At 63.2% G+C, this 16,780-nt stretch carries 19 protein-coding genes; 13 read left to right on the forward strand and 6 right to left on the reverse strand.

The annotated features are described in order from the left end of the window. Nucleotides 1-110: 110 nt before the first annotated feature. The 3 genes from NIM87_RS18760 to NIM87_RS17855 all read left to right on the forward strand — a co-directional run bounded on the left by NIM87_RS18760 (nucleotide 111) and on the right by NIM87_RS17855 (nucleotide 2,340). The gene (locus NIM87_RS18760) at nucleotides 111-326 is read left to right on the forward strand and encodes a histidine kinase (protein ID WP_332017535.1); all 216 of its coding nucleotides are present in this window, start codon (nucleotides 111-113) and stop codon (nucleotides 324-326) included. Next, the gene (locus NIM87_RS17850) at nucleotides 323-1,231 is read left to right on the forward strand and encodes a site-specific tyrosine recombinase XerD (protein WP_254676093.1); all 909 of its coding nucleotides are present in this window, start codon (nucleotides 323-325) and stop codon (nucleotides 1,229-1,231) included. Before NIM87_RS18760 ends, NIM87_RS17850 begins: the two co-directional genes overlap by 4 nt. 155 nt (nucleotides 1,232-1,386) lie before the next feature. Continuing rightward, the gene (locus NIM87_RS17855; RefSeq protein WP_254676094.1) at nucleotides 1,387-2,340 is read left to right on the forward strand and encodes an acetyl-CoA carboxylase carboxyltransferase subunit alpha; all 954 of its coding nucleotides are present in this window, start codon (nucleotides 1,387-1,389) and stop codon (nucleotides 2,338-2,340) included. Here the strand turns inward: NIM87_RS17855 and NIM87_RS17860 are convergent. Both NIM87_RS17860 and NIM87_RS17865 read right to left on the reverse strand, forming a co-directional pair. Continuing rightward, nucleotides 2,337-2,654, reverse strand: a complete 318-nt coding sequence (locus NIM87_RS17860) for a type II toxin-antitoxin system RelE/ParE family toxin (protein ID WP_254676095.1) — start codon at nucleotides 2,652-2,654, stop codon at nucleotides 2,337-2,339. The genes NIM87_RS17855 and NIM87_RS17860 overlap by 4 nt on opposite strands. Beyond that, complete coding sequence (locus tag NIM87_RS17865; protein ID WP_254676096.1) at nucleotides 2,654-2,914, reverse strand: CopG family ribbon-helix-helix protein; 261 nt, start codon at nucleotides 2,912-2,914, stop codon at nucleotides 2,654-2,656. The genes NIM87_RS17860 and NIM87_RS17865 overlap by 1 nt, the downstream gene beginning before the upstream one ends. Before the next feature lie 187 nt (nucleotides 2,915-3,101). Here NIM87_RS17865 and NIM87_RS17870 point away from each other — a divergent pair, with 187 nt between their 5' ends. Next, on the forward strand, nucleotides 3,102-4,115 hold the full coding sequence (locus tag NIM87_RS17870; protein WP_254676097.1) for a L,D-transpeptidase family protein: 1,014 nt from the start codon (nucleotides 3,102-3,104) through the stop codon (nucleotides 4,113-4,115). Between the two features lie 102 nt (nucleotides 4,116-4,217). Next, the gene (locus NIM87_RS17875; RefSeq protein WP_254676098.1) at nucleotides 4,218-4,916 is read left to right on the forward strand and encodes a hypothetical protein; all 699 of its coding nucleotides are present in this window, start codon (nucleotides 4,218-4,220) and stop codon (nucleotides 4,914-4,916) included. Nucleotides 4,917-5,002: 86 nt separating this feature from the next. On the opposite strand, the gene secA is transcribed toward NIM87_RS17875, so the two are convergent. Continuing rightward, a complete protein-coding gene (gene secA / locus NIM87_RS17880) occupies nucleotides 5,003-7,711 on the reverse strand; it encodes a preprotein translocase subunit SecA (RefSeq protein ID WP_254676099.1) in 2,709 nt (902 codons plus the stop codon). A gap of 423 nt (nucleotides 7,712-8,134) precedes the next feature. Between secA and NIM87_RS17885 the strand changes: the two genes are divergently transcribed. Then, entirely contained in the window at nucleotides 8,135-9,052 is a 918-nt protein-coding gene (locus NIM87_RS17885) for a peptidylprolyl isomerase (protein ID WP_254676100.1), read from the forward strand. A gap of 66 nt (nucleotides 9,053-9,118) precedes the next feature. Here NIM87_RS17885 and NIM87_RS17890 read toward each other — a convergent pair whose 3' ends face one another. Then, nucleotides 9,119-9,754 carry a TetR/AcrR family transcriptional regulator gene (locus NIM87_RS17890; RefSeq protein WP_254676101.1) on the reverse strand — a complete coding sequence of 212 codons (636 nt, stop codon included), beginning with the start codon at nucleotides 9,752-9,754 and terminating at the stop codon, nucleotides 9,119-9,121. Between the two features lie 98 nt (nucleotides 9,755-9,852). On the opposite strand from NIM87_RS17890, the gene NIM87_RS17895 reads away from it, so the two are divergent. From NIM87_RS17895 to NIM87_RS17915, 5 genes are all read left to right on the forward strand, one after another. Then, a complete protein-coding gene (locus tag NIM87_RS17895) occupies nucleotides 9,853-10,083 on the forward strand; it encodes a hypothetical protein (protein ID WP_254676102.1) in 231 nt (76 codons plus the stop codon). A gap of 89 nt (nucleotides 10,084-10,172) precedes the next feature. Next, nucleotides 10,173-11,408, forward strand: a complete 1,236-nt coding sequence (argJ, locus tag NIM87_RS17900; RefSeq protein WP_254676104.1) for a bifunctional glutamate N-acetyltransferase/amino-acid acetyltransferase ArgJ — start codon at nucleotides 10,173-10,175, stop codon at nucleotides 11,406-11,408. A gap of 1 nt (nucleotide 11,409) precedes the next feature. Further along, nucleotides 11,410-12,159, forward strand: coding sequence for a GNAT family N-acetyltransferase (locus NIM87_RS17905; RefSeq protein ID WP_254676105.1), 750 nt, complete (start codon nucleotides 11,410-11,412; stop codon nucleotides 12,157-12,159). Then, nucleotides 12,156-12,563, forward strand: a complete 408-nt coding sequence (mutT, locus tag NIM87_RS17910) for an 8-oxo-dGTP diphosphatase MutT (RefSeq protein ID WP_254676106.1) — start codon at nucleotides 12,156-12,158, stop codon at nucleotides 12,561-12,563. The genes NIM87_RS17905 and mutT overlap by 4 nt, the downstream gene beginning before the upstream one ends. 88 nt (nucleotides 12,564-12,651) lie before the next feature. Continuing rightward, on the forward strand, nucleotides 12,652-12,849 hold the full coding sequence (locus NIM87_RS17915) for a Flp family type IVb pilin (RefSeq protein ID WP_254676107.1): 198 nt from the start codon (nucleotides 12,652-12,654) through the stop codon (nucleotides 12,847-12,849). A gap of 4 nt (nucleotides 12,850-12,853) precedes the next feature. On the opposite strand, the gene NIM87_RS17920 is transcribed toward NIM87_RS17915, so the two are convergent. After that, a complete protein-coding gene (locus tag NIM87_RS17920; protein WP_254676108.1) occupies nucleotides 12,854-14,332 on the reverse strand; it encodes a M48 family metalloprotease in 1,479 nt (492 codons plus the stop codon). Further along, nucleotides 14,329-15,141 carry a thermonuclease family protein gene (locus NIM87_RS17925; protein ID WP_254676110.1) on the reverse strand — a complete coding sequence of 271 codons (813 nt, stop codon included), beginning with the start codon at nucleotides 15,139-15,141 and terminating at the stop codon, nucleotides 14,329-14,331. The genes NIM87_RS17920 and NIM87_RS17925 overlap by 4 nt, the downstream gene beginning before the upstream one ends. A gap of 158 nt (nucleotides 15,142-15,299) precedes the next feature. On the opposite strand from NIM87_RS17925, the gene NIM87_RS17930 reads away from it, so the two are divergent. Both NIM87_RS17930 and NIM87_RS17935 read left to right on the forward strand, forming a co-directional pair. Next, nucleotides 15,300-16,130 carry a DUF72 domain-containing protein gene (locus tag NIM87_RS17930; RefSeq protein WP_254676111.1) on the forward strand — a complete coding sequence of 277 codons (831 nt, stop codon included), beginning with the start codon at nucleotides 15,300-15,302 and terminating at the stop codon, nucleotides 16,128-16,130. A gap of 106 nt (nucleotides 16,131-16,236) precedes the next feature. Further along, a complete protein-coding gene (locus NIM87_RS17935; protein WP_254676112.1) occupies nucleotides 16,237-16,734 on the forward strand; it encodes a disulfide bond formation protein B in 498 nt (165 codons plus the stop codon). Nucleotides 16,735-16,780 lie beyond the last annotated feature (46 nt).

Here is a 16,780-nt window from a genome sequence, read left to right on the forward strand (position 1 = left end):
GCGCGCCGCGCCCCGGTTGATCCCGCGCGTGGCTTCGGCGACACTGCCGCACAACACAACCGCAACCATTTCGCTTTAGACTTGCCTCGACGCGGCCCCCGGAATTCGCCATGCCCTCCCTGATCCGCCTGCTCATCACCCTGATCTTTCTGGCGGGCATGGTCTATGCCGGCATGTTTGCGCTGGTCACCTTTGTTAAGCCCACTCCCAAGGAAGTGAGCCAGCGCATCCCGACGCGCGAGCTGCTGGGCGAAACCGAGGCCACCCGCCCCGGCACCAATCTGCCCCAGCCCAATGTCAGCTCCGAGCCCGCCACCGACCAATGAGCGGCAGCCACCTGATCGCCAGCTTCCTCGAAATGATGAGCGCCGAGCGCGGGGCGGCGGCCAATACCATTGAGGCCTACCGCCGCGACCTTGCCCATTATGCCGGCTTTGTCGCCGGGCAGAAACTGACCCTGCTCACCAGCACGCGCGACACCGTCAATGCCTGGCTCGACGACCTCAAATCCGAGGGCCTGTCGGCTTCGTCCAGCGCCCGGCGTCTCTCCGCCATTCGCCAGTTCCACAAATTCCTCTGCGCCGATGGCCTGCGCAGCGACGATCCGACCCGCATTGTCGCCAGCCCGAAATCGCGCCGCGCCCTGCCCAAGATACTCTCAGTGGCCGAAGTCGACCGGCTGCTGTCCCTGGCTGAAACCGAGGCCAATACCCCCGCCAGCCCGCAAAAGCAGGTCGCCGCCCAGCGGCTCTATGTCTTGCTCGAAATGCTCTATGCCACGGGCCTGCGCGTCTCCGAACTGGTGAGCCTGAAACGAGCGGCAGTGATGCGCGACTCCGCCTTCATCACTGTCACCGGCAAGGGCAACAAGGACCGCGTCGTACCCATGAACGACCGCGCCCGCGACGCCGTGCGCGCCTGGATTGCCACGCTGCCGCCCGGCCCGCATCTGTTCCCCGCCAAGGGCGCGGACGGCTATCTCACCCGCCAGGTTTTTGCCCGCGACCTCAAGCTCCTCGCCGGTCGGGCCGGTATTTCGGCCGCCCGCGTTGCTCCGCATGTGCTGCGGCATGCCTTTGCCAGCCACCTGCTGGCTGGCGGCGCCGACCTGCGTGTGGTGCAGATGCTGCTCGGCCACGCCGATATTTCCACAACCCAGATCTACACCCATGTGCTCGACGAAAAGCTGCGCAATCTGGTGGAAAGCCACCATCCGCTGGCCAATGGCTGAGATCTCGTCACGAAATCCCAACCATTTCGCGCCCAAAGCTTGACTTGCCATTGCTCCATCGTCACTTTCCGGCCACTTTAGCGCGCAAGAGCAGCGGGCCATGACGCATGGGCCGAAGGGCCTGATGCCAAACAATGACCCTTACGGGCGGTGGGATGCAATCTTATCTCGATTTTGAAAAGCCGGTCGCCGATCTTGAAGCCAAGATCGCCGAACTGAAGTCGCTGGCACAGACCGATCAGGCGGTGTCCATCGACGAGGAAGTCAACCGGTTGTCCGCCCGCGCCGATGAGGCGCTGGTCGAGATCTACCGCAGGCTCACGCCCTGGCAGAAGACCCAGGTTGCGCGCCACCCGCAGCGCCCGCATTTCTCCGACTATGTGCGCTCGCTGATCACCGAATGGACGCCGCTGGCCGGCGACCGCAAATTCGGCGAGGACGCGGCGCTGCAGGCCGGCTTCGGCCGGTTCAACGGCATTCCCGTGGCTGTCCTCGGCCAGGAAAAGGGCAATTCCACCGAAACCCGCCTCAAGCATAATTTCGGCATGGCCAATCCCGAGGGCTATCGCAAGGCCGTCCGCATCATGGACATGGCCGACCGCTTTTCGGTCCCGGTGATTTCCTTTGTCGATACCGCCGGCGCCTATCCGGGCATCGGCGCCGAGGAGCGCGGTCAGGCCGAGGCCATTGCCCGCTCCACCGAAAAGGGCCTCGAATTGGGCGTGCCCAATATCGCCATCATCATTGGCGAGGGCGGCTCCGGCGGCGCCATTGCCATTGCCACCGCCAATCGCGTGCTGATGCTGGAAAATTCGATCTATTCGGTGATTTCGCCCGAAGCGGGCGCCTCGATCCTGTTCCGCGACGCTGCCAAGGCGCAGGACATGGCAACGGCCCAAAAGATCACCGCCCAGGACCTGCTCGGCTTCGGCGTCATCGACGCCATCATTCCCGAGCCCACCGGCGGCGCCCATCGCCACCATGGCGTCATCATGGATTCGACCCGCGCCGCGCTGGACAAGTTCCTCAAGGACTTTGCCGGCAAATCCCGCCTCGAAACCCGCGAACACCGCCGCGAAAAGTTCTTGGCGATCGGGACGAACCTTTAGGTTTCGCCATCAAAGTCGGGATCATCGGACGGCCCGATCAACGGCGAATTGACCGAGTGCGAGATCGCGACAATTTCGATGACACCCCCAAGTAGGCGGTAGTCAATTCGGAATCCGTCTCGCACCAGCCGACGCATGCCAGGCATCGGCAGACCCGCGTCAGCAAAACCGGCCTCCGTGAAGAGTTTGAGGTGCTGGCGAACCGATTTTATTTGATCGGCAAAGTGCGCCGCGGCCGCTCTGCTGTACTGGCGTAAATAGGCAGCTTCCTGTCTTACATAACTGGCGGCGCCGGGCGAAAGCCTGACCCGCATCAGGCCGCATCACCACGTATGATTTTTTCTATGTCGGCAATGACATCATCTATGTCCTCGCCCTGCCCTGCTTCCAGCTCGCGAAGGCCCGCAGCAACTTCGAGGATTTCCCGCCCTTCTCCGGCGAGGTAGAACCGCAAGGCACGGACAATGACCCAGCTCCTGCTGCGCTCCGTGGCCGCAGCAATGGTTTCGACCGATTTGAGCACGTCCAGGGGAAGGCGCATGGTAATGGGGTCGGATAGCGGCGTGTTCGTCATTTGAGCCCTCTGTAATACGGCGTATTACATTCCTGTAATGCCCGCTTGTCCATCCCTACACATCCGCGTGATCGGCGCCCGCTTCCGGCCCGCTCTTGCGCATGGTAAAGGCTTCGTTCACCGCGCCGGGTGATACTGCGCTAACCTTCGCCCGTGTCGGGCCATTTTAGTGACGGGCTGGATTCCCTTGACTGCCACCTTTTTTCATCGCCTCGGCGCCATTGTCATCCTGCTCTGGCTCGCCGTTGGGCTCGCCGCCTGCTCCAATTTCGTCAAGGGTGGCGACAATCGCCACAATGTGCCGCTGGCCGGCAGCGTCGTGCAGGGCCTGCGCAACATGGGGTCCGCGCCCACCGAGGGCATGGTGGTGCGCATCTTCAAGGAAGAAGCGGTGCTTGAGGTTTGGAAAAAGACCGGTTCGGGCACGTACCGCCTCTTCAAGACTTATGAGATTTGCGCCTATTCGGGCGACATTGGCCCCAAGTTCAAGGAAGGCGACCGCCAGAGCCCCGAGGGCTTCTATACGATCACGCCGGGCCTGATGAACCCCCGTTCCAATTACTACCTGGCCTTCAACACCGGCTTTCCCAACAAGTTCGACCGGGTGCATGGCCGCACCGGTTCTGACCTGATGGTGCATGGCGATTGCTCGTCGCGCGGCTGCTACGCCATGACCGACGCCGGGATCGCCGAAATTTATGCCCTGGCCCGCGAGACCTTCAAAGGCGGCAATACCAGCTTCCAGCTGCAGATTTTTCCCTTCCGCATGACCACCGCCAATATGGCCAAGCATTCCACCAGCCCGCACATGGACTTCTGGAAGGACATCAAGGAAGGCCACGACTATTTCGAGCTGACCAAGACCCCGCCGGTCTGGGACGTGTGCGAAAAGCAATATATCTTCAACCCCGCAGGTTCGGGCGCCCTGGATGCGGCCGGCACCTGCCCGCCATCGGTCCAGAACGCCGCGCTTTCGGCAAAGCTCCAGGCCGACGAGGCCGACCTCGCCAGCAAATCCGAAGCCGCCCAGAAAGCCGCCGAACGCCAGGCCGCCGAGGAAGCCGCGCTCAAGGCGCGTGGTGAAGCGGTCAACAATTTCATGTCCGGCATCGGCTCGGGGATTGGCGGCCTGTTTGGTGGCGCCGCGCCAGCCACCGATGCCACGACGACGCTCCCCACCCCGTCCGCCGAGCGCCCCTGATCGAGCCGGCTTGGCCCGGCCCCCAGGCGCCGTCCCGGCTCGGGTCAAACTTCTGCCCCACTTGGGGCCGACTTGCGGTCGCTCAAGCGAGTGAAGGCCTCAATGGACCAGCCACAAAGCGCCAAGTCATCGGATGGCACCGAACCGGTCGGGATCGATGAGATGCACTCCCCCGAGGTCAAGGTGGAACCAGCCCACTGGCGGGATCTCGACGCGCCACGATCAGGCCGGCCCGCTGCGCGCGACCTGTCCCGCCCGCGGCGGTTGTCGAGCGTACTGGCTTTTGGCGCCGTCCTTTTGGCAATGTCCGCCCTTGCCTTTGCAGGCTGGATTTATGCCGAGGGACAACGGGAAATACTGCGCCTCTCCACCGAGCTGGCGCAATTGCGCGTGAGCCTTGATCTCTACATCCGCAATGGCTCGGGCGAAGCGGTCGACCTGACAGCCATGACCGACCGCCTGGCCGCGCTGGAACAGCGGGTGAGCGGCGAGGATGTACCCATGCCGGCGGCGCCAACCCCAGCAACGCCTGAAACCACCAGCGCCGCAGATGAGAATGCCGATTGCCTGCCCGAGGGCATGCGCCTGTTGGTTGCCGCGGGCGACAGCTATCCCATTTGCGAGCAGTCTGCCGTCGTCAGCGTCAGCTTTGTCGACAATGGCTATATCACCCTCGATGACGGCACCTCGGTCGCCTCGGGCGGCACCACGCCCCTGCCAGGCAGCGCCTGCACTCTGGCCGTCACCTCGGGCGGCGACGAGGGCCTCACCGGCTACGCGGAGATCCGCGTCACCTGCTGACCAGGGCATGCCTTCCGCTCAAAGCGACGCGCGCTAGCAAAAGGGCGACCCGAAGGCCGCCCTGATCCAGTTCAGACTTGCCCGCCTCAGACAAAGGCGCCGTGGCAGTGCTTGAATTTCTTGCCCGAACCGCAGGGGCAAGGCGCATTGCGCGACACGCCAATCAGCAGTTTCGGATCGATGGGCGGCAAGCCATCGCGGCTGGCAAGGGCATCGCCCTCGGCATCGTTCTCGCCGGTCAGCGGGTCGATATGGGTCTGGATCAACTGGCTAGGATCGGGCGCCTTTGGCGGCTCTGGCTGGCGGATCTGCAATTCCACATGGCTGATCTGGGTGGTCACCAGCTCGCGCAGGTTCCCGAGCATGGCCTGGAACAGCTCATAGGCTTCCTGCTTGTATTCGTTGAGCGGATCGCGTTGGGCGATACCGCGCCAGCCCACCACCTTGGAGAGGTGATCGAGCATCACCAGATGCTCGCGCCAGAGGCCGTCGACCGATTGCAGCAGGATCGACTTTTCCACCTGCCGCATGATGGCTGGCGAATACTTTTCGGCCTTGGCGGCAATATGGGCGTCGGCGGCTTCGCGGATGCGCGTTTCGACCGTCTCGGCGTCAATGCCCTCCTCGGCGGCCCATTGGGCGACCGGCACATCGATATTGAGGTAGGTCTTGGCCGCAGCAGCGAGCTGCTCGGTGTTCCACTGCTCGGGGAAAGAGCGCGGCGGCATGGCCTTGGCCGCGATATTGCCGACCACGTCATGACGCATCTCGGTGATGGTCTCGCTGACGTCTTCCTCATCCATGAATTCGAGACGCTGCTCGAAGATCACCTTGCGCTGATCATTCATCACGTCGTCGTATTTAAGAATGTTCTTGCGGATGTCGAAATTGCGCGCCTCAACCTTGCCCTGCGCCCGCTCGATGGCCTTGGTGACCCAGGGATGGGTAATGCTTTCGCCCTGCTCCAGGCCCAGCTTGCCCAGCATGGAATCCATGCTTTCCACCGGGAAGATGCGCATCAGGTCATCCTGAAGGCTGAGGAAGAACTTGGAATGGCCAGGGTCGCCCTGACGGCCCGAACGGCCACGCAGCTGGTTGTCGATGCGGCGGCTTTCATGCCGCTCGGTGCCGATCACCATCAAACCACCAGCGGCCAGTGCCTTCTGCTTGTCCTCGGCGATCTTTTCCTTGATCTGGGCAATCTTGGCAGCCCGGACCTCGCCTTCGAGTTCCCCCGCCTCACGCTGAATGCGCATTTCGAGATTGCCGCCGAGCTGAATATCGGTACCGCGGCCGGCCATATTGGTGGCAATGGTGATGGCGCCCGGAAGGCCCGCATCGGCCACGATAAAGGCTTCCTGCTCGTGGTGACGAGCATTGAGCACATTCATCTGCCCGACGTTCTTCTTGCGCAGGATGTCGGCCAGCATCTCCGATTTCTCAATCGAGGTCGTACCCACCAGCACCGGCTGCCCGCGCTCCTGGCACTCCTTGATCAGGTCGGCGATGGCGTCGAACTTCTCCGCCGCCGTGCGGAAAATGGCGTCGTCCTCGTCGATGCGCTGCACCGGCAGATTGGTCGGCACCGTGGTGACACCCAGGCTATAGATATCGGCAAATTCCTCGGCCTCGGTCTCGGCGGTACCGGTCATGCCGGCCAGCTTCTTGTAGAGGCGGAAATAGTTCTGGAAGGTGATCGAAGCCAGGGTCTGGTTCTCGGGCTGGATCTTGACCTTTTCCTTGGCTTCAAGCGCTTGGTGGAGGCCTTCCGAATAGCGGCGGCCCGGCATCATGCGGCCCGAGAATTCGTCGATGATCACCACGTCGCCGCCTTCGGGCGTCTGGCGGACGATATAGTCCTTGTCCTTGCGGAAGAGCTTGTGCGCCCGCAGCGCCGAATTGGCGTGGTGCACGAGGGCTACATTTTCCACGTCATACATGGAGCCGCCCTTGAGCAGACCGGCCTCGGCCAGCGCCGCTTCGAGCTTTTCCACGCCCTGGTCGGTAAAGGTGGCGGAGCGATGCTTTTCTTCCAGCTCGAAATCGCCCTCTTCGATGATCGACATCAGTTCGTCGATCTTCACATAGAGTTCTGATCGGTCTTCGGCCGGACCCGAAATGATCAACGGCGTGCGCGCCTCATCAACCAGGATCGAGTCGACTTCGTCGACAATGGCAAATTCATGCCCGCGCTGCACCATCTGGGCGCGGGTGTATTTCATGTTGTCGCGCAGATAATCGAAGCCCAGCTCGTTATTGGTGCCATAGGTGATATCGGCAGCATAGGCGGCCTTGCGCTCGGCGTCGGTAATGCCATGCACGATGATGCCATAGGAGAGACCGAGGAAATTGTAGATCTGGCCCATCCACTGCGCGTCGCGCCTGACCAGATAGTCGTTGACGGTCACCAGATGCGCGCCCTTGCCGGTCAGCGCATTGAGATACATCGGCAGTGTCGCCACCAGCGTCTTGCCCTCGCCGGTCCGCATTTCGGCAATCGAGCGGTCGTTCATCACCATGCCGCCGATCAGCTGCACGTCGAAGTGACGCATGCCCAGCACGCGCTTGCTGGCTTCGCGCACCGTGGCAAAGGCGGGAACGATCAGGTCGTCGAGCTTGGCGCCCTGTTCGATCTGGCGCCTGAACTCATCGGTGCGCGCCTTGAGCGCGTCGTCGCTCAGCTTGGCCAGTTCAGGCTCCAGCGCATTGATCGCCGCCACCTTGCCTTGATACCGCTTGACCTGCCTGTCCGACGGTGACCCGAAGATTTTCCGGGCAATCGAAGCAAGTGCCATGTGTGTGGTCCTTTGTTTGTGAGCGGCGGGGCTTGGGGGGCGGGCGGCCTGCAGATGCGGGCGCTAGCGGGCACCATTTCGCCTCGTCACAACTTGGGGAATCCCTCTCGGTTCCCGTGTGCGGAATTATTGCATGGTTGCCGTGCGTCCAAAGGCGCAGCTATGGCCCCATGCTCTATGAAAAGCGGGTGAGATGTAAGAGTGGGGCCAAGGCTTGTCAACGTATCCGAAATCGGCCACACCTTCCTCACCTTCTGGCCCCGGGGCGAGGCTGTTGCAGATTGCCGTTGCAGATGACAACCCGGTGAACGCCCTTCCGGCCGGCACATTTTGGCCCCCTTGCCATGCGAGCGGGGTGCCGGAAATTTTTAAGACCATGCCGGCCTCTTTGTATCTGGCTGGCCAAGGAGACAAGTGACCCCCATGTCGAACCCGACCCAGCGCCTTTTGCGCGCCGCCAGTCTCGCCGCACTGCTTGTTGCCGCGCCTGTCCTCGCGCCCCTGGCCCAGGATGCGACGAGCACGACGACCCAGGCCGCCGAAGTTGATCCCTCCACTGTGGTCGCCACCATCGGGGGTGAGACCATTACCGAAGGCGATCTAGCCTTTGCCGCCGAGGACATGGCTCAGGATCTGGCGCAGATGCCGGCCGAAGAGCGTCGCGCCTTTCTCGTGCGCATCCTGATTGACATGAAGGTGATGTCAAAGGCCGCCCGCGATGCCGGGATGGACCAGACTGAAATCTTCGCCCAGCGCCGGAAATATCTCGAGGAACGCGCTCTGCGTCGCGCCTATTTCGCCGAAGCCATTGCCGGCTCGATTACCCCCGAGGCCGTGCGAGCTGAGTATGACGCCTATGCCAGCCAGTTCCAGCCCGCTGACGAAGTGCGTGCCAGCCATATCCTGGTCGAAACCGAACAAGAGGCCAATGACCTCAAGGCCCAGATCGATGGCGGCGCCGATTTCGCCGCCCTGGCGCGCGAGCACTCCATCGACCCCGGCGCGGCCAATGGCGGGGATCTGGGCTTTTTCGGCAAGGGCATGATGGTCGCCCCCTTCGAGGAGGCCGCTTTCGCCCTGGCAGAAGTTGGAGCGGTTTCCGCGCCGGTCCAGTCCCAGTTCGGCTGGCACATCATCAAGCTCGCCGAAAAGCGCCAGTCGGCACCGCCGGCCTTCGAGCAGGTAGCCCCGCAGATCCAGAACCAGTTGCTGATGGACAGCTTCACCGCCAAGGTTGATGAACTGATGTCCGGCGTCACCATCGAAATCGCCGATCCCGATCTCAAGGCCAAATTCGATGCCCAGGAAGCCGCAGAGAACGCCGCTGCCGGCGTTCAGTAGGACCTGCCGCTCCAGCGCTTCAGAAAAGTCCGGCCATTGCGCCGGACTTTTTATTTGAGGCCGCCTTTAGCCCTGGTAGCCGTCAATGCCCCTCAGGATAGTGTCGACCACATTAGGCGCCTTGCCCATGGCCGCTTCAAGCTGGCCAAGCAGCAATTGGTGCCAGGCGTAGGACACCACCAGATCAATAATCAGCGCGGCGTCGGTGTTTTCCGGCACCTCGCCACGCGCCTTGGCCCGATCAACGATGCGCACGGCATGGGTCTTGCGACCATGCTGATAGGCCAACAGCAGTTCGGCGGCGGCACTGTCGGTCTGGGCTTCGGCCACCACGGCCCGATAAACCGTCCCACACAGGCTCCCGCTCCAGAACCCGAGCAGGTGGTTTTCGAGAAAACTGAGGAGATCGCCGCGCAGTGATCCTGTGTCGGGGAAATCCTTGGCATTCTTGAAGCGCTTGTAGACGTCCAGCATCAGCGCCGTGCGGTGCGGCCACCAGCGATAGATGGTGGGCTTGCCGGCCCGCGCCCGTCGCGCCACGGCCTCGATGGAAAAGCCGGCGATGCCGTTCTCGCGCAGCAGCGCTTCGGCGGCATCCAGGATGGCCTCCTGGCTGGCCGGATTGCGACGCGCGCCAATCGAGCGTCGCGCTGCGTCGTCTCCGTCTTCACCGATCGCGGCCGTTTCGATGTCTGTGCTCATGCCCACTATATGGATCAAAAAATGCCTGCGGAAAAGACTTGAACGGAACGGCCCGTTTCGTTATATAACGAAACGTAGCGTTTCGATTGGAGTTTCCCATGCCCCTCCCCGCCCGCCTTCGACTGACCCTGTTGATGACCCTCGCCGTCTATCCGGTCGTCACACTTTACCTTTATGTACTGATGCCCCTCACAAATGGCTGGGACATCTGGCAGCGCAGCCTCATCCTGGTGCCGATGATGTCGGCCACCATAGTCCTGGCTGTCGTGCCCTTCATCAACAAGCGCTTCGGCGCCTTTATCGCGGGACGCAAACCCGCTGCAATATGACGATTGGGGGCATGGCGCGGCGCTTGCACCCGTCACGGCTTTGAGGCACACCCGAGGGCAACAAACGATTTGCCAGCAAGGTTTCGCTCATGGCTGCCCATCCGGTTTCTCCGCTCGCCCCCAAATCCTACCCGGACCTGCCCGCCGTCGCCGGCGTGCGCTTTGCAACCGCGGAAGCGGGCATCAAATACAAGAACCGCACCGATGTGCTGCTGATGGCCTTTGATGAAGGCACCGTCGCCGCCGGCGTGCTGACGCGCTCCAAATGCTCGTCGGCCGCCGTCGACTGGTGCCGCGCCAATCTGCCCGGCGGCCTGGCCCGTGGCCTGGTGGTCAATTCGGGCAATGCCAATGCCTTTACCGGCACCAAGGGCAAAAAGAGTGTCGAGATGACCGCCGAGATCGCCGCCAAGGCCCTCGGCTGTTCAACCAGCGAAATCTTTCTTGCCTCCACTGGTGTCATCGGCGAACCGCTCGACGCCTCCAAATTTGCCGGCGTGCTCGACGAAACGGCCACCCGCATGGCCGAAACGCCCTGGATCGAGCCGGCCAAGGCGATCATGACCACAGACACCTTTCCAAAACTCTCCGGCGCGGTGCTCGAGATCGATGGTGTCGAGGTCAAGATCAACGGCATTGCCAAGGGCTCGGGCATGATCGCCCCGGACATGGCCACCATGCTGAGCTTCGTTGTCACCGACATGCCCGTCGCCGCCGACGTGCTGCAGACCCTGCTCGCCCGGCACAACCAGACCAGTTTCAACGCCATCACCGTCGATAGCGACACCTCCACCTCCGACACGCTCCTGGCCTTTGCCACCGGCAAGGCCGCGCTCGAGCCGATCACCAGCCTGGATGATCCGCGCGCCGAAATTTTCGGGCAGGCGCTCTCGGACGTGCTGTTCGAATTGGCGATCCATGTCGTCCGCGACGGCGAGGGCGCCACCAAGCAGGTGTCGGTGCATGTCGAGGGCGCGGTTTCCGACGAGAGCGCTTTCCGCATTGCCAAGGCCATTGCCGATAGCCCGCTGGTCAAGACCGCCATTGCCGGCGAGGACGCCAATTGGGGTCGCGTCGTCATGGCCGTGGGCAAGGCGGGCGAACCGGCGGACCGCGACAAGCTCGCCATCCGCTTTGGCGACCTGGTCGTCGCCCGCGACGGCGAGCGCGCCGCCGGCTATGATGAGACGGCCACCAGCGCCTATATGAAGGGCCAAGAGCTGGAGCTGACGGTCAGCCTGGGCCTCGGCGAGGGTCGGGCCACGGTCTATACCTGCGACCTGACCCATGGCTACATCACCATCAACGGCGACTATCGGAGCTGACGTGGCCCTGCGCACGGTAGAAGCCTTCGAGCGCGCAGGGCTGCTCGCCTGGCCCGGCATTGCAGTGCAATGGGATGGCGGCTGGGTATGCCGGTCCGCCAATGGTTACACCAAGCGTGCCAATTCCCTGCAATGCTTCGACCCCGAGGACAATGCCGATGCCGCAGCGCGGCTTGACCGCGCCGTGGCCTGGTTTGCGGCCCAGGGCCTGACGCCCGTCGTTCGCACGACACCGCTCGAAAGCCCAGCGTTGACAGCCGCCATTGATGCGCGGAACTGGCAGACCGTGGGCCGCAGCCATCTCTTTGCCATGTCGCTGGAACCCCATGATCCCGATCCCGAAGGGCAGACCATGCCCCTTCTCGACCCCAGGTTCCGTGCCGCGCAACAGGCGCTGCAGGGCTATGAGGCGGCCCATCTGGACCGCATGCAGGCCCTTCTGGCGGTGATGTCCGTCCCCGCTTGCGGCATCGTCGTGTATCGCGATGCCGTTCCGGCCGCCTCAGGGCTGATGGCTATTGCCGATGGCGTGGTCGTCGCCGGCAATGTGATCACCGATCCCGCGCGCCGCCGCCAGGGCCTTGGCGCCGCCATGATGCGCACCGGCCTCGCCTGGGCGCGGGAAAATGGCGCCAGCACAGCTGCCCTCAATGTCGAGGCCGACAATTTTGCCGGCCAGGCGCTCTACCGGTCTCTGGGCTATGCCCATCAGTATGACTACTCTTACCGCATCCCCGGAGACGCACCGTGACCGACAAGCCGCTTCTATTGGTCGTGGCCTGTGCGCTGGTCGACCCCGACCGCCGGGTTCTGATCGCCCAGCGCCCCGAGGGTAAGTCCATGGCAGGCCTGTGGGAATTTCCTGGCGGCAAGGTCGAGCCCGGCGAAACCCCCGAGGCCGCGCTGATCCGTGAGCTCAACGAGGAACTGGGCATCGAGACCAGGCAGGCGTGCCTGGCACCGCTATCATTTGTCAGTCACGCTTACGAAAGCATTCACCTGTTGATGCCACTTTACGTTTGCCGAAAATGGCAGGGTACACCTGTGGCGCGCGAGCATATGGCCCTCAAATGGGTTCGCCCGCAGGCCTTGCGGGATTATCCCATGCCACCGGCGGACGAGCCCCTGATCGCGGCGCTTTGCGATCTTCTCTGACGGGCTTTCACGCCAAGGTGGTGACCACCCTGGCGCGGGACCGCGAACTAAGGTGCCGGCCAGAAGGCCGCTCACGCATGGAGCAGAAATGCTGGCGCAGATCATCCGGCGCTTTGCCGCCGACCAAACCGGGGCCACTGCCATTGAATATGCGCTGCTGGGCACGATCATTGCCGTCGCGCTGGTCGCCAGCTTCACCCTTGTTGGCGACGGCGTCGCCAACATGTTCGGTAGCGGCTCGACCGGCGCCGTTGGCGCCATCGGCAATTCCGTCAACAAGCTTTAAAAAGCTAGGGCTTGGCGACGATCTTGTAGCGCTGCCCCGGGGCCACCGGGTCGCCAGGATAAAGATTGTTCAGGATATAGAACAACTCGCGCCCGCCTGAAATCGGCGCCATCTGCTGGGCCAGCCGCTCGGCCGTATCGCCCGCCCGCGCCGTTACCAGCCGGATCGCCAGCTGCCGGATCTGGCTCAGGTCAGATGCGGTAGTCTGCCGGAAGCTCTCGATGGTTGCCACCGCCCCATCCCGGAACCGCTGGCTGTCGCTCTTGGCGGCGAAGATGAAACGATAGACTTCGCCATCGAGCCGCATCACCGCCACGCGGAAGAACCACTGGTCCGTCTGCGCAAGGCCCGAGGCCATTTCGAGCCCATTGTGTTCCTCGGCCACCACCGTGTCGGCCTTGAGCCCGGCAATCCACCCAGACTTCAGATAATCGGTCAGCGACATGCTGGGCTGGACCTGGGCACTGTCGAAGCGCACCGCCTCGCCATCGCCGGCGACCCCGACCACGGCGCTTTGCGAGGTCTGCAGCGCATAGCCCTGGGGCACGGCAAAGGTGAACTTGTTGGCCGGGTGGATAAAGCGCTGCCCGACAATCGAGCCCTGCGCCGGGCTGTCGCCAAAACTGAGCCCGGAAATCGCCGAGAGATAGGCTTCGCGGTCGGATTCCCCGGCCTCGCCCTGGCCAAACATGCCCCGCGCCGTCGACATCGCCGTCTCGATACGGGCGGGCGTTGATGGATGGGACGACAGAAAGCCTTCATTGCCGCTTGCGGCGCCAGCCGAAAAGGCGGCAAAGCGGCTCATGACGCCCAGGAAGCGGGCAGCAGCCTGAGGGTCATATCCGGCCTTGCCGGCAAACTTGATGCCCTCCTTGTCAGCATCGAGCTCCTGGTTCTGGCTGAACGAGGCGAGCTGCTCGCGCGTGCGATTGGCGGTCGCGTCGGTCGAGGTATCGCCGCCGAAGATCCCGGTGATGACACGATCCACGATCTGCGTCTGGCGGGTGCGATCCGTCCGCGCCCGCGCATGGCGCAAGGTCACATGGGCAATCTCATGAGCCAGCACTGCAGCCAGTTCGCTGGTGTCCGACGCCAGCGCCAGAATGCCACGCGTGACATAGATGTAGCCGCCCGGCAGGGCAAAGGCATTGACCTCGGAAGTGTCGAGGATGGTGATCTGGAACTTGGCATTGGGCTGGTTGGCCGCGGCAAGCAGGCGCCCGACTATCCGGGCAACCATGATCTCGGCCGGCCGGTCTTCATAGACCCCGCCATAGGCGGCCACAATGCGAGGATGCTCGCGCAGGCCCAGCACTGAATCGTCGGGGTCCGTGCCCTCCGGGATGACCGTGGGCGCCGGATTGTCGCCCGTACGTGCGGTATTGATCCCCGATCCGGTCAAGGACGTGCATGCCGAGAGCGCCAGAAGACTGACGGCAACAATGCCGATCCGCGATATGCTTTTGCCCAAATGCGCAGTCATCGCCCAGCCAGAACCTCGATCTGCTCGGGATGCGTCACCTCGATGCGCGGACCATCCCGGTCGTCCACCCATCCGCGCACCCGAATGAGCGCGCCTTCCAGCGTCAGCAGATCCAGCCCATCCTGGGTGAACAGCTTCAGGGCCGGTGCTTCAATCACCGCGGTGAAGTCTTCTTTCCAGAACCGGCCGAAATTGAGAAAGACCCGCGAGCCACTGCGGTCGGCCAGCAACACCCGACCTTCCACCAGCTCGTAACTCCCGGCCCGCTCCAGCAGTGTGGACGGGCGATCCGCCGCCCGCACGCTGTAATAGGGATCGGCCCAGATTCCAAGCCGCTCGCTGCGCGCCCGGGCTTCCCCCGCGAAAAGTTGATCAAGGCAAGACCGGTTGTCCGGGAAGGAATAGACCCGCGCCAGTCCGCTCTCGATCATGTGCATCTGGGCCCAGACCTGCTGGCTCTCGCCGGTATCGACAAACACATGGGCCAGCGCCCGCTCATAGCGGTCCACTTCCTCGCCGCCATAACCCAGCGTCACCGACTTGTTGAGCGCCAGCGCCGCGAGCGCCGCCTGGGCCTCGGGGGCCAGCGGCCAGGTGGGGTAGTCCTCGCGCCCAAGCGGCAATTTGGGAGCCTGGGTGCCGATCATGCGCACCACCAGCCCCGAATCAAGCACGACCGTGTCGCCGTCGGTCACTTGTGTAACCACGCCACCCGGCACCAGCCGCAGGCCGTCGCAGGCCTGCGCCGCAGCTGGATCAAGGCCAATCAGCATGGCGGCAGTCACAGAGGCAATGGTGGTGCGGCGCAAGCGAATGACCCTTTGAAACCCGGTGTTCACCATGCACCCAAATGCGGCAAAAAAAGATTACTGCCGCAATTGGGTCCGCCACGGGTGCACGCCAGAGGATCATCCCATTGCCAACCCCCCCGCCTGCGGCCAATCTGGCGCTCCATGGGAGGGATAGCATGACCAGCAGCGGAACAGTCAGAACCGGCACGGCGGGCTGGGTCTATGAACCCTGGCGCGGCACCTTCTTTCCTGAAGGGCTGGTGCAAAAAAAGGAACTCGCCTACGCAACGAGCCGCCTCACCAGCATCGAGATCAACGCCACCTTCCGCGCCAACCAGAAGCCGGCAAGCTTCAAGCGCTGGGCCGGCGAGACACCGGCGGGATTCCAGTTCTCGGTCAAGGGGCCGCAATTGGTGACCCATATCAAGCGCCTCAAGAACTGCGCCGAGCCGCTGGCCAATTTTTTCGCTTCCGGCCCACTGGCCATGGGCGACCGCCTCGGCCCCTTTGTCTGGCAATTGCCGCCCAACCTGGCCTATGACGCCGAAAGCTTCGCGGCCTTCCTTGATCTGTTGCCAAAGGACATCGACGCCTATCTTGCGCTGGCCGGCAAGGCCGACGGCGTCAAGCAGGAGCCATTTCTCGATGCCACCGGCGTCGGCACGATCCGCCACGCCATCGAGCCGCGCCATTCAAGCTTTGATACGCCCGCGGTCGCCGACCTGCTGGCCCGGCATAATGTCGCGCGGGTGATCGCGGACACAGTTGAGAACCCATCGCGGGATCTGACCGCCGACTTTGCCTATTGCCGGTTGCAGGGCCCGGCGCGGCCCGACGCGGCCGGCTATGCCGAGGCCGACATCAAGGATTGGGCTGCCACCATGGGCGCCTGGCGGGACGCCGGGCACGACGTCTTTGCCTATTTCGTCCATGAGGACAAATTGCACGCCCCCGCCAATGCCATCGCCCTGCGTCAGGCACTGGGCATTAAGCTGCCGAACGATTGAGTGCCGGGCGCGAGCCGTGTTGATCACAGCCGCGTTTGCTTCTGGCTTTTGCCCGGGCCAGGCCCTATTGGCCTAGCCAATACAGCGTCACATCGAGTTACCCACCATGACCAAAGCCCGCCCGCTCGACAAAATTCTCGCCGGTCTCGCCTTTATGCTTGGCCTAGCCACCATTCTGGGCGCCCTTGGTTCCCAGTTCATCGGCGGCTTGCAGCCCTGCGAACTTTGCCTCGAGCAGCGCCTGCCCTATTACTGGGGCCTGCCGATCCTGGCCCTGGTGCTGGTATTGTGGAACCGGCTGCCGCTGCCGGTCTGGTACCTGGCTGTCGGCATCGTCGCGGCGCTCTTTGCCTGGGGCACTTATCTTGGCGCCTTCCATTCCGGCGTTGAATGGGGCTTCTGGCCCGGCCCCACGGCCTGCACCGGCCTGGGTGAAAGCTTCTCGCTCGACGCGCTCAACGATCTGCAGCCGGTCATCGGCTGCGACGTGGTGCAGTTCCGGTTCCTCGGGATTTCGCTGGCCGGCTACAACGCGCTGGTCTCGCTGGCCATTGTGGTACTGCTGACGGGGGCTATGGTGTTCCAGGCACGACGGAAGGGCTAAGTATAGCGCGGCAATCTGGATGAGACGCTGGCGACAATCTGGATGA

It is taken from the genome of Devosia ureilytica, from assembly GCF_024273195.1.
In the GTDB taxonomy this organism is placed as follows: Bacteria; Pseudomonadota; Alphaproteobacteria; order Rhizobiales; family Devosiaceae; genus Devosia; species Devosia ureilytica.